We start from the raw sequence: 11510 nt of genomic DNA, 5'->3' as shown, positions 1-11510 counted from the left end.
CGCTCTGCTGAAAGGGCAAAGCGAATACCAACCAAAAGCGGCTTGAGGGCTTCCCCTCAACCATAGAATCTCCCACAGGATCTGCGGTGGGGGTTATTGAGTTGTCAACTCCACCGCACCCTCGACCCGCTGCTGCATGTTGATCAAATGCAACCGCATCGACGCCCGCGCGGCTTCCCCGTCATGCCGCGCCAACGCCGCGTAGATCTGCTCCCGCTCACGCACCACCAGCGCCCGATTTTCACCCGTCACCGCCGGTCCGGCCTGTTGCACGACGGCGATCAGCGTATTGCCCTCATGGGCCATGGCGTCGATGAAAAAGCTGTTGCCGGTGCACTGGGCGATTTGCCGGTGAAATTCGAAATCGAGCCGTGCGCTTTCGTCATCCGTTGGGTCAACGGCATTCGATGCGTCGAGCATTTCGCGCATCGCCTGCAACTGCTCCGGCGTGGCGCGTTGGGCGGCGATGCCGGCGGCTTCCACTTCCAGGCTCAGGCGCAGTTCGATGACGGCCAGCGCATCGTAGGCGCCGCCCTTGACGTGTTTGCTGCCCTGGAAATCACCGGGGCGGGCGGTGTCCACCACGAAGGTGCCGATGCCGTGACGGGTTTCCACCAAGCCTTCGGCCTGGAGTCGCGACATGGCTTCGCGGACGACTGTCCGGCTGACGCCGCGTTCCTTGATGATGACTTGTTCGGTGGGTAACTTGCTGCCTGCGGGCAACTCGCCGGCCAGTATCTGCTGCGTCAGGTCGACCACCAGTTGCTGGGTCATGCTCAGGCGTCGATCGGGTGTGACACGGTCCATTGCACCTTTCCATTAAAGCCAGACGATCGCGGCATTATAGCCGCGACCTTGCGCCAAAACTCACTATAATGCCCGCTGATCACACTAGAGCACGCCGATGACGGATCAAGCGTTATCTCCATTGAACAAGCCACGCCGCCTCGCCGAAACCCTGGTCGACCGCTTTGCCCAGCGCATGCGCGACGGCATTCTCAAGTGCGGCGAAAAGCTCCCCACCGAAGTGCATATCATGGAGGCCGAAGGCGTCAGTCGTTCAGTGGTGCGTGAAGCGCTGTCGCGGTTGCAGGCGGCGGGGCTGGTGGAGACGCGCCATGGCGTCGGCACTTTTGTCCTCGACATGCCGGCACCGGAGGGCTTCACCTTGGGGCCGGCGACCATTGCGACGTTGTCGGATGTGCTCAACCTGTTGGAGTTTCGCCTGAGCCTGGAAGTCCAGGCCGCGGGCATGGCGGCCCAGCGCGCAACCCCCGAAGCCCTGGCGGAACTGGCCCAGGCGCTGGAGGCGTTGCTGCAAGGGCCGGAAAAGTCCGGTACCACCATCAATGCCGACTTCCAGTTCCATCTGAAAATCGCCAAGGCCGCCGGCAATTACTACCTGATCGACATCATGAAGCACTTGGGCACGAAGCTGATCCCACGTACCCGCATGAACTCCGCCTATTCCGGGCAAAGTGACCGCAGTGCTTACCTGCAAGGGATCAACGCCGAACACCAGCAGATCTTCGACGCCATCGCCAGCGGCAATGTCGACGCGGCGCGGGCGGCCATGTACCTGCACCTAAGCAACAGCCGCATGCGTTTGTGCGAAACCCAGCAGCGCCAGGCCTTTTACAACGAATAAGCGCCCATAGGCCCCTGTGGCGAGGGAGCTTGCTCCCGCTTGGGCGCGAAGCGCCCACAAAGAAGGACTGCTGCGCAGCCCAGCGGAAGCAAGCTCCCTCGCCACAGGTTCATCTATTCCTTGAATCAGCAGTGCTGTCTGTAGGCCCGCTCCACAACTCAGAAAAAGTTGTATTGAATACCCACCCGCAGGCGCAGTTGGCGGTCATTGTCGACGGAGTTGACTTTGATATCACCCACTTCAAAGAACGGCGCCCAGCGTTTGTCCCACTTGTACTTGACCACGGCATTCTGCTCATAGTCGTCGGTGCCGCCGTTATAACGGATGTAGTTGGCATCGAAGTACGTCAGTTGATATTCATACGCCCACGGCCCTTGGTTGGCGTAGTTGATGTACACGTCGTAGCGATGGATCTTCTGGTCGTCCTGGCCGTTGTCCGGTACGTCACGGTCGATCTTGTCGCGGTCGAGCTTGGAGGAATCGTAACGGTAGCGTCCGGCGATGCTCAGCTCCTTGGTGATCTTGTAGCCCAGGCGCATGCCCATCTTGTAGGTGGTGGATTCCTCATCGCTTTCCATGGCGAACGAGGGCGTCAGTGTCCAGCGATCATCGATCTTGTGCTGGTAGTTGACGGTGAATTCATGGCCGCTGCCAACGGTGTTGTCGAAGGCGACGTCTTCGCGATCACCGGCGGTCTTGTATTTGAGTTCACCTTCCAATCCCACACCGTTGTCCAGCCGCATACCGAACTTGGCGCGGTCGGCGTGCATGCGGGTTTGTTCCGCATACTGGTGGCGTACGTTGATATAACCGGTGTCGGCCACGGCAACAGTGGAAGAGAACAAAGAAGCGAGGGACAGCGCGACGAGTGTCTTTTTCATATTTTTTATTCTTGTTAGTTGAATGATTTAGTTGGGTTGAACGCCAAATCACAGGCGAGCGCGTGCGCGGCATTGAAACCTGCGGTTCAACGTCTTCTTCGGGTTAAAACACGTGCTACGAAACAGTTACCTCAGACAGCGATAGGTATTCGCTGTATGTCGCGGCTGGCTTGCACCAGCAAACGGGTGTACGCATGGGTGGCGCCATCGCTCGCCAGCAGATGACTGTCGAGCGTCTCCACCACCCGGCCCTGCTGCATCACCGCCAGCCGATCGCACAGATGCGCCACCACCGCCAGGTCGTGGGTGACCATCAGGTAGGTCAATCCTTCCTGGCGGCGCAAGTCGGCCAGCAGGTTGAGGATTTCCGCCTGCACCGAGACGTCCAGCGCCGAAGTCGGCTCGTCCAGCAACAGCACCCGGGGACGCAGGATCAGCGCCCGGGCAATCGCCACCCGTTGGCGCTGGCCACCGGACAACTGGTGCGGATAACGGAAGCGAAAGCTGTCGTTCAAGCCGACCTTGCGCAGGATCTCGCTGACCTTCTGGGCACGCCCGTCGATGCCATGGATGCGTAGCGGTTCCTGCAACGCGGCATCGATGGTGTAGCGCGGATGCAACGAGGCATACGGGTCCTGGAAAACCATTTGCACGGTGCGGTAGTGGTTCAGCGGCAGCTTGCGCGTCACCGCCTGACCCGCGACGTGCAGCCGCCCCGTCCAGTGCTGGTACTGCCCGGCCAGGCAGCGCAGCACGGTGGTCTTGCCCGAACCGGACTCCCCCACCAGGCCGAACGCCTCGCCTTCGGCCACGCTCAAATCGACGTCGTGCAATACCGCGTTCAGTGCCGCGCCGGTGCCAAAACTGAGGTTCAGGCCGGCGATTTCAATCATGCTCATGACAGGCTCCTCAAGCATTCATCCAGTGGGGGTCGCGCTGCAGCACCGGCAGCGTGGCGCGCCGATGGTCCAGGCTCGGCAGTGCGGCCAGCAGGCCTTGGGTGTCGGGCTGGGTGGCGCGGTCCAGGTCGGCGGCGGCAATCGACTCGACCACGCGCCCGGCGTACATCACCAGCACGCGGTCACAGAAATACCGCACCAGGTTCAGGTCGTGGCTGATGAAAATCAGCCCCAGGTCACGCTCGCTGACCAACTCCTCCAGCACGTTGAGCACTTGTCGGCGCACCGACACATCCAGCGCCGACGTGGGTTCGTCGGCGATGATCACCTGGGGATCGGTGATCACCATCATGGCGATCATGATCCGCTGGCCCATGCCGCCCGAGACCTCGTGGGGATACAGGTCATAGACGCGCCGGGGATCGCGAATGTGCACCTTGGCGAGCATGTCCAGCGCCCGCTCGCGGGCTGCGCGATGGGGCACCTTGTGATGGGCCAGGTACGCCTCGGCGATTTGCTCGCCGACCCGCACCACCGGGTTCAGCGAGTACTTGGGGTCTTGCATGATCATCGACATGCGTGCGCCGCGAATCGCCTGGATCTGCTTTTCGCTGGCGGCCAACAGGTCGACATCGGCGCAACGCAAAGTCTTGGCGGTGACCCGCGCCGTCGGCGGATGCAGGCGTAGAAGGCTGCGGCCAACGGTGGATTTTCCCGAACCGGACTCGCCGACAATGGCGAGCTTTTCACGCCCCAGGGTGAACGACACATCACGCACCGCCAGGGAGGTTTTGCCTGCGTTGCGAAACTCCACGCACAAATCCTGTACCGCAAGTTTTATCTCAGTCATGGCCGGTTCCTCAGGATTGGCTGCGGGGGTCGAGGACGTCGCGCAAGCCGTCGCCCAACAGGTTGAAGGCCAGGCTGACCAGCATGATCGCCGCACCGGGTGCTGCCACCAGCCACCAGCTTTCGAGCATGTAGCGGCGCCCGGTGGAGATCATCGCGCCCCACTCCGGCAACGGTGCCTGGGCGCCGAGGCCGAGAAAGCCCAGGGCGGCGGCGGTGAGGATGATGCTCGCCATGTTCATGGTCAGGCGGATGATCACCGACGACAGGCACATCGGGATGATGTGGCGCAGGATGATCCGAGTGCTCGACGCGCCTTGGAGCTGCACCGCGACGACGAAGTCGGCGTTGCGCAGCGGCAGGGTTTCGGCGCGGGCGAGCCGGGCAATCGGCGGCCAGGCCGTGAGTGCGATGGCGATCACCGCATGCTCCAGGCCCGGGCCGAGGGCCGCGATGAAAGCCAGCGCCAGGACCAGGCTGGGGAACGAGATGAAGATGTCGGTGATGCGCATGAAAAGGCTGTCGACCCAACCACCGAAGTAACCGGAAACCGTGCCGACCAGCAGACCGATGGGGCCGACGATCACCGTCACCAGCAAGACGATGTACAGCGTGATGCGCGAGCCATACACCAACCGCGCGAACACATCGCGACCGTATTCGTCAGTGCCGAACCAGTGCGCGCTGCTGGGTGCCTGCAAGGCGCCGGCGAGATTCTGCAACAGCGGGTCGTGGCCGGCGATCCACGGCGCGAAGACCGCGACCAGCATCAGGGTCGCGACGACGATCAGGCCGGCGAAGGTCATCGGGTTGCGCAGCAAAAACCGCAACAGGCGCAAGGTGCTGGCGACCATCGCCGCCGTGCTGGAAGCCGGCAACGTGGCGCTGCCAGGGGCGCTGGAAGCAAGGGGCAGGTTCATTAGCGAGTCCTCGGGTCGAAGATCTTGTACAGCGCATCGCTGATCAGGTTCAGCGTCACGAAGATGAGGCCGATCAACAGCACGCAGGCCATCACCGCGTTCATGTCGCCAATCAACAAACTGCTCGTCAGGTACTGGCCGAAGCCCGGCCAGGCGAACACGGTTTCGATCAGCACCGCGCCTTCCAGCAGGCCGCCATAGGCCAGGGCGACGATGGTCAACAGCTGCACGCGGATGTTGCCGAAGGCATGGCCCCAGACGATGCGGCGTTGGGACAAGCCCTTGACCCGAGCAGTGATGATGTACTCCTGGGACAGTTGCTCGAGCATGAAGCTGCGGGTCATGCGGCTGATGTAGGCGACCGAGTTGAAGCTGAGGATCACCGCCGGCAACAGGATGTGCCGCAGCGCACTGCGAAAGGCTTCCCACTCGCCGGACCAGGCGGTGTCGATCAGCAACAGCCCGGTGTGTTTCGGAATCAACCCGTCATAGGCCAGGCCGATGCGCCCGACGCCGCCGGCCCAACCCAGCCAGGCGTAGAACACCAGGAAGGCCATCATGCCGATCCAGAAAATCGGCGTGGAGTAACCGAACAGGGTGATCAGCCGCGCGACATCGTCACCGGCACGGCCCTGATGGGTCGCCGCGTAGACACCCAGCGGCAGGCCCGCCAGCACACCGAACAGGATGGCGAGCGTGGCCAGTTCCAACGTAGCCGGGAAGACCCGGGCGATGTCAGTGATGACTGGGTTGCCGGTCAGCAAGGCCATGCCGAAGTCACCGTGCAGCAGGTCGCCGAGGTAAATCGCGAACTGGCTCCACAACGGCTTGTCCAGGCCCAGTTCCTTGTACACCTGGGCGTAGGCCGAGGCGTCGGCGTCCGGGCCGACGATGGCCAGCACCGGGTCCAGGGGCATCACCCGCCCAATAAAGAAAGTCAGCAGCAGCAACCCCAGCAGCGTCACCGCCACCGAGCCGCCGCGCCGGGTCGCCGAAGCGGCCCGGGTGGTCCAGATTGAAAAGGATGCAGTCGACATGTTCATTCCTGCCTTGGCCCTGTGGCCGTCGATTTCAGCGCTGCTTGTAGACGTCGCGAAGACGCGTGGTCGCGGCGGTGTGGCCGATGTAGTTGCGCACATCCGCGTGGATCACCACTTCGTCGACCATCTGCGAGACCGGCATGATCGCCCCGGCCTGTTGGTCGTAGAGGGTCTGGATCTGTGCATAGATTTCCCGCTGGCGCTCGGGGTCGCGCTCGCGCTCGGCTTGCTCGATCAGTTGATTGAGCTGCGGGTCGATGAACGAGGTGCGCCAGCCCTGGAAGTTGCTCAGCTTGGCTTCGGTGCGGTTGTCCGGGTTGTACACCAGGGCCCGCAGGCTCGAATGGGGATGCCGCTCCGCCCCGCCGCCGCCACGACCGACGAGGATGTCGAACTGACGGTCGCGCATCGCCCCATAGATCTGGTTGCCGGTGCCGGTGATGATCGTCGCCTGGATCCCCGCCTGGGCCAGCGTCGCTTGCAGGCTGGTGGCGATGTTGATGAACGGCGGATCGGTCAGTGAACGAATCGTCACCTTGAAGCCTTCGGCATGCCCGGCCGCCGCCAGCAGACGCTTGGCCTCGGCCACGTCCAGGCGATAACCCGGGTCGTCGAGGCGAGCCGGCAGTCCCAACTGCAAGGGCCGTTGGTTGATCACGCCGTAGTGCGGCATGACCACGTCGTTGATGCCTTGGTAGTCGATCAGCAGGCGGACGGCCTGGCGCACGCGGATGTCCTGGAACAGCGGTTGCTGCATGCTCATCGCCACGTAGTACAGCGTGCCGCGGGCGATGCTCTGGATGCGCACCTCGTCGACCTTGCCCAAGGCCTTGATGTCAGTGGCCGCCATGCCGCGGGCGACGTCCAGGTCACCGCGCTCGACCATCAGGCGCAGGGCCTGGGACTCGGTCATGTTGCGCATGATCACCCGGCGCAACTTCGGCGCGCCGCGCCAATAGTCGTCATTACGGCTCATCAGGATCACATCGTTGGCCCGCCAGATGTCGAGCTTGAACGCGCCGGACCCGGCCGTGTGCGTCGCCAGCCACGCCGCGCCCTGGTCGTCGCCGACCTGATGCTGCAAAGCGATACTGCGATCGATGATGAAGGCGCTGGGTGAGGTCGCCAGGGTGTTGAGCACCAGCATCGGGTCGGTGACCCGTGGCAACTCCATCACAAAGGTGTGCGGTCCTTCGGCGCGCATCAGTTTGACCACGTTGTCGGCGGTGAAACCGTAGGCCTTCCAGGTGGAGGCCAGGGCGCGGTTGAGGGTGACGACGCGCTGCAACGACCAGGCGACGTCTTGGGCGGTCAGGGGCGCACCCGAGTGAAACCGTACGTCGTCGCGCAATTGGAAGGTCAGGCGCGTGCGGTCGGGGCTGATGTCCCAGGTTTTCGCCAGGGCCGGAATCAGCGTGTCGGGCTGCGCGGCGTCCTGCTCCAGGAGCATGTCATAGACGTTGGCGTTGACCTCCGCGACCTCCAGGCCCGTCGCCGCGGCAGGGTCCAGGGACAACAGGTTGATCATGCTCATGCCCACCACCAATTGGTCGGGGGGCGTTTCGCCTTGGGCCAGGCTGACGGGCACCTGCACTGCGCACAGGGCCACGGTGACACACAGCAGCCTGGTCAGGCGCTTGGGCCAGAGATTCATGGTTCAGTCCTTTCTTATATTTATAAAGACTTGTCGCCCGGGCCGTCATCGGCCTCAGGCGTGGAACAGACTCAATGTCGGGACACGGTGTTGGCCTCGATATACGCGAAGTTGATGTCCTCGCCCAAGCCCGGCCGGTCGGATAGATGCACAAAACCGTCGGCGTCCATGGGGTCGACGATGCTCTTGAGATGCGCCGGGACCTCTTCATAGTCAAGGAACGGGGGCAGCAGGCCGCGTTCGTACCAGCGACAATTGCTGATCGCCCCGACCACCGCCAGGTTCGCCGCGCCATTGCCATGGACCTCGCAATCCATGCCGACCGACTCGGCCAGGTGCGCCACTTTCAGGCACGGCCCAATACCTCCGACCCCGGCCACGCCGGCGCGCAGGATGTCACAGGACTTCTGGGTCACCCAACTGGCGCGGCTGTGGAACTTGCCGGCGATGCTCTCCGGGCCCAGCACCGGGATGTCCAGGTTGGCGGCCAGCCAGGCATAGGACTCCGCCGAGTCTTCCATCATGGGTTCTTCGAACCAGGCGAAATTCAGCTTCTGCAGTGCCTTGCCGATGGTCAGGGCGTCCATGCGGCTGTACCAGTGGTAACCGTCGAGCATCAGCGCGATGTCCGGGCCTACTGCCTCACGCACGGCGGCGCAGGCCTGGATGTCCATTTGCGGATTCGGCGCGAAGGAGATCGGTGGCATCCAGGTGTGCAACTTGATGGCCTTGTAGCCGCGCTGGACCAGCTTCTCGGCGAACTGGCCATACTCGTCCGGCGTCGACAACCCACCCGGCAAGTCATCGCCGCACATCGTCGAACCGTACGCCGGGACCTTGTCGCGATAACCGCCAATCAGTTTATGCACCGGCAACTTGAGCTTGCGCCCAGCCAGGTCCCACAACGCTTGTTCCACCAGCGCCAGCGCCCGGTCGGTGAACTGCCCGGCACTGCCCCGCTGCCAGTGCGCCAGGTCCTGCCAGATGCTTTCACGGTCCATCGGATCGCGGCCGATCAGCACTTTGCGCACGAAGGATTCGATGATGTGCGGACGAATCAACTCAGGCGGGCCAAAGGCATAACCCTCGGAGCCATCGTCGCAGCCGATTCGCAGCAAGGCCATCTTGATCATGACCTCATCGCCCGGATGGGCGTGACCGGCGCTGTCCTGGGCACGGCGCGAAGGTGTGGAGAAGACTTCGACGTGAACGCCTGTGATTCGCATAGAGGGAACACCCTGTTGTTATTGTTTATTTGTATGTCGTCATACAACGTGACAGATTATTCTGAGGTTTCACGTGAGCTGTCAACCCACAAAATCAATAAAAATAGGGAGTCGTGAGGGAGGACTGGTGAAAAGAGGTTATTTTTCTTGAGCGATATTTAGAATGTCGTCATACCACGAGACGAAAAAGATACAACTCGCCGCAGGAAGGCCACGATGGCGGGAGGATAAAAACTGTGGGAGCGAGCTTGCTCGCGAAGGCGGTGTGCCTGAGACAGTGATGTTGGATCGGCCGCCGCTATCGCGAGCAAGCTCGCTCCCACAGGGTGGTCAGTGGTGGTCGCAGAATTCGTGAACACCCGGGATCAAAAACTGTGGGAGCAAAGCTTGCTCGCGATGGCGGTCTGTCTGCGTCGGAGATGTTGGCTGTGCCGACGTCTTCGCGAGCAAGCTCGCTCCCACAGGGTGGTCGGTGGTGGTCGCAGAATTCGTGAACACTCGGGATCAAAACTGTGGGAGGCGGTGGCTGCGGAAGATGGACGCCCTGGTACAGGTTTTGTGCAGGTTTTGGCTGCCTGGCTAGACCCGAGGTTTGCGTCGTCTCCAGACAATGCCCACCGACGCGGCCACGACCACCACCCCGACATTGCCAAACAACCAGATCGCAAAGTTGCGGCTCTGGTCTGCTTCGCTCTCGTAGAACGGCCCGAAATAACTACCAACGGCCATGAACGCCAAATTAAATGTGCCGACCGCCAACACGATGATCAGGAGAACGAACAAAGTTTCCTTGATGACGTTCATATGACTTTCCAGAACCAGATGTCCTTGGAATCGTGAAAGTCCGAGAACGTGCCTTCGATCGAAAAACCCATTTGTATACGTGGGTAGCTCAGCCAATCCGTCAGGCGACGGCCATTCCACAGGTCGATGTGATCGCCGCTGCGGTTGGCTGTGGTTTCGTTTGCCCGACGCCAGAAGTCCTTGAAGAAAATAACGCCCTGCTGCCCGCTCAGGGTCTCTTCGAATTCTTCGCTTTTAATGGCCTTCATAGCCTGCAAGCCAGGAATCTTGGCGCGACTCAAGGCCTTGGCGAGCTCTTCGGCGGCCAATATGTGCCCGTCGCTCTTGGGGTGTTGCCAGCAATGTCGCACGCTTTTGAGCTGGCTCATGTCTGCACCAGCGCGACGCAGGGCCACGCCAAGGTTGATCGCGCATTGGTCACTGAAGTTCTTGGCACCATTCGTTCTGCAAGGCGCGGCATCGCCAAATATCTGCGGATGGCTTTTCCACAACGTGTCGAATGTAAACATTCTGCCCTCTCCATGAGTTTTTTATCCTGGACGAATAGCCTAGCAGACCCACTCGCCCGATGGATTCAATAAGCGATGGCGAGACGTACAGCCAAAGGACGGTTTTTCCCATTGACCGCCCCCGACAAGTTGTTTTTCTGCCTAGACTCATCATTGTTCCGCCGTGCCGTGTTTTGAATGAGCCCGCACGAAAATACTAAAAACAAGAGGAAAGCCCGTAATGTTCAAACCTATCTGGAAAGCGCTCGCTTGCACGTTGGCCCTGAGTGCGATGAGCACGGCCATGGCGGCAGATCCGGTGGTGATCAAGTTCTCCCATGTGGTCGCCGAACAAACACCAAAAGGCCAAGGCGCACTGCTGTTCAAGAAGTTGGTGGAAGAACGGCTGCCAGGCAAAGTGAAGGTCGAGGTCTACCCCAACTCTTCACTGTTCGGCGACGGCAAGGAAATGGAGGCCTTGCTGCTGGGTGACGTGCAGATGATTGCGCCGTCGCTGGCCAAGTTCGAGCAGTACACCAAGACGGTGCAGTTGTTCGACTTGCCGTTTCTGTTCGATGACATTTCCGCTGTGGACCGCTTCCAGTTGAGCCCTGAAGGCCAGAAGCTGCTCAAGTCCATGGAAAGCAAGAACATCACCGGCCTGGCCTATTGGCACAACGGCATGAAGCAGTTGTCGGCAAACAAGCCGTTGCGTGAACCCAAGGATGCCCGTGGCTTGAAGTTCCGCGTACAGGCATCGGCCGTGCTGGAAGAGCAATTCAAGGCGGTAAACGCCAACCCGCGCAAGATGAGTTTCGCCGAGGTGTACCAAGGCTTGCAGACCGGTGTGGTCAACGGGGCGGAAAACCCGTACTCGAACATCTACAGCCAGAAAATGCATGAAGTGCAAAAGTACATCACCGAGTCCAACCACGGTTTGCTCGACTACATGCTGATCACCAACACCAAGTTCTGGAGCGGCCTGCCGCCGGACATCCGCACTGAACTGGACAAGATCCTGGTAGAAGTCACCGCCCAGGTGAACAAAGAGGCGGCGCAGCTGAACGAGCACGACAAACAACGCATCCTCGACGCCAAGAC

At 61.3% G+C, this 11510-nt stretch carries 12 protein-coding genes; 2 read left to right on the top strand and 10 right to left on the bottom strand.

All coding sequences use genetic code 11. From position 1 onward, the window contains the following. Positions 1-93 precede the first annotated feature (93 nt). The gene (locus tag HGO40_RS29140; protein ID WP_250965862.1) at positions 94-807 is read right to left on the bottom strand and encodes a FadR/GntR family transcriptional regulator; all 714 of its coding nucleotides are present in this window, start codon (positions 805-807) and stop codon (positions 94-96) included. Between the two features lie 97 nt (positions 808-904). On the opposite strand from HGO40_RS29140, the gene HGO40_RS29135 reads away from it, so the two are divergent. Beyond that, positions 905-1648, top strand: a complete 744-nt coding sequence (locus tag HGO40_RS29135) for a FadR/GntR family transcriptional regulator (protein WP_186708942.1) — start codon at positions 905-907, stop codon at positions 1646-1648. A 158-nt stretch (positions 1649-1806) separates the two neighbouring features. Here HGO40_RS29135 and HGO40_RS29130 read toward each other — a convergent pair whose 3' ends face one another. From HGO40_RS29130 to HGO40_RS29090, 9 genes are all read right to left on the bottom strand, one after another. Further along, positions 1807-2529, bottom strand: coding sequence for an oligogalacturonate-specific porin KdgM family protein (locus HGO40_RS29130; protein ID WP_250965861.1), 723 nt, complete (start codon positions 2527-2529; stop codon positions 1807-1809). Positions 2530-2660: 131 nt separating this feature from the next. Then, the gene (locus tag HGO40_RS29125; RefSeq protein ID WP_186730871.1) at positions 2661-3428 is read right to left on the bottom strand and encodes an ABC transporter ATP-binding protein; all 768 of its coding nucleotides are present in this window, start codon (positions 3426-3428) and stop codon (positions 2661-2663) included. Positions 3429-3438: 10 nt separating this feature from the next. Continuing rightward, positions 3439-4278 (bottom strand): ABC transporter ATP-binding protein, encoded by an 840-nt coding sequence (locus tag HGO40_RS29120; protein ID WP_250965860.1) that lies wholly within the window; start codon positions 4276-4278, stop codon positions 3439-3441. A gap of 10 nt (positions 4279-4288) precedes the next feature. After that, complete coding sequence (locus HGO40_RS29115) at positions 4289-5197, bottom strand: ABC transporter permease (RefSeq protein WP_186708937.1); 909 nt, start codon at positions 5195-5197, stop codon at positions 4289-4291. Further along, complete coding sequence (locus tag HGO40_RS29110) at positions 5197-6234, bottom strand: ABC transporter permease (protein ID WP_250965859.1); 1038 nt, start codon at positions 6232-6234, stop codon at positions 5197-5199. The genes HGO40_RS29115 and HGO40_RS29110 overlap by 1 nt, the downstream gene beginning before the upstream one ends. Positions 6235-6268: 34 nt before the next feature. Beyond that, on the bottom strand, positions 6269-7891 hold the full coding sequence (locus HGO40_RS29105) for an ABC transporter substrate-binding protein (RefSeq protein ID WP_250965858.1): 1623 nt from the start codon (positions 7889-7891) through the stop codon (positions 6269-6271). A gap of 71 nt (positions 7892-7962) precedes the next feature. Further along, complete coding sequence (locus HGO40_RS29100) at positions 7963-9117, bottom strand: mandelate racemase family protein (protein ID WP_250965857.1); 1155 nt, start codon at positions 9115-9117, stop codon at positions 7963-7965. Positions 9118-9696: 579 nt separating this feature from the next. Next, positions 9697-9921, bottom strand: a complete 225-nt coding sequence (locus HGO40_RS29095; RefSeq protein WP_250965856.1) for a hypothetical protein — start codon at positions 9919-9921, stop codon at positions 9697-9699. After that, positions 9918-10430, bottom strand: coding sequence for a type VI secretion system amidase effector protein Tae4 (locus tag HGO40_RS29090; RefSeq protein WP_250965855.1), 513 nt, complete (start codon positions 10428-10430; stop codon positions 9918-9920). Before HGO40_RS29090 ends, HGO40_RS29095 begins: the two co-directional genes overlap by 4 nt. A gap of 220 nt (positions 10431-10650) precedes the next feature. On the opposite strand from HGO40_RS29090, the gene HGO40_RS29085 reads away from it, so the two are divergent. After that, positions 10651-11510, top strand: an 860-nt coding sequence (locus tag HGO40_RS29085; protein WP_502943353.1) for a DctP family TRAP transporter solute-binding subunit, incomplete at its 3' end; no start/stop codon positions are given.

The sequence above is a fragment of the Pseudomonas sp. CG7 genome, assembly GCF_023701885.1.
In the GTDB taxonomy this organism is placed as follows: Bacteria; Pseudomonadota; Gammaproteobacteria; order Pseudomonadales; family Pseudomonadaceae; genus Aquipseudomonas; species Aquipseudomonas zanjanensis.
This window is presented reverse-complemented; position numbering and strand designations above follow the sequence as displayed.

Bases quoted from the DNA above. Each gene is read 5' to 3' on its own strand.
- HGO40_RS29140 (WP_250965862.1), bottom strand. From the start codon at position 807: ATGGACCGTGTCACACCCGATCGACGCCTGAGCATGACCCAGCAACTG.
- HGO40_RS29135 (WP_186708942.1), top strand. From the start codon at position 905: ATGACGGATCAAGCGTTATCTCCATTGAACAAGCCACGCCGCCTCGCC.
- HGO40_RS29130 (WP_250965861.1), bottom strand. From the start codon at position 2,529: ATGAAAAAGACACTCGTCGCGCTGTCCCTCGCTTCTTTGTTCTCTTCC.
- HGO40_RS29125 (WP_186730871.1), bottom strand. From the start codon at position 3,428: ATGAGCATGATTGAAATCGCCGGCCTGAACCTCAGTTTTGGCACCGGC.
- HGO40_RS29120 (WP_250965860.1), bottom strand. From the start codon at position 4,278: ATGACTGAGATAAAACTTGCGGTACAGGATTTGTGCGTGGAGTTTCGC.
- HGO40_RS29115 (WP_186708937.1), bottom strand. From the start codon at position 5,197: ATGAACCTGCCCCTTGCTTCCAGCGCCCCTGGCAGCGCCACGTTGCCG.
- HGO40_RS29110 (WP_250965859.1), bottom strand. From the start codon at position 6,234: ATGTCGACTGCATCCTTTTCAATCTGGACCACCCGGGCCGCTTCGGCG.
- HGO40_RS29105 (WP_250965858.1), bottom strand. From the start codon at position 7,891: ATGAATCTCTGGCCCAAGCGCCTGACCAGGCTGCTGTGTGTCACCGTG.
- HGO40_RS29100 (WP_250965857.1), bottom strand. From the start codon at position 9,117: ATGCGAATCACAGGCGTTCACGTCGAAGTCTTCTCCACACCTTCGCGC.
- HGO40_RS29095 (WP_250965856.1), bottom strand. From the start codon at position 9,921: ATGAACGTCATCAAGGAAACTTTGTTCGTTCTCCTGATCATCGTGTTG.
- HGO40_RS29090 (WP_250965855.1), bottom strand. From the start codon at position 10,430: ATGTTTACATTCGACACGTTGTGGAAAAGCCATCCGCAGATATTTGGC.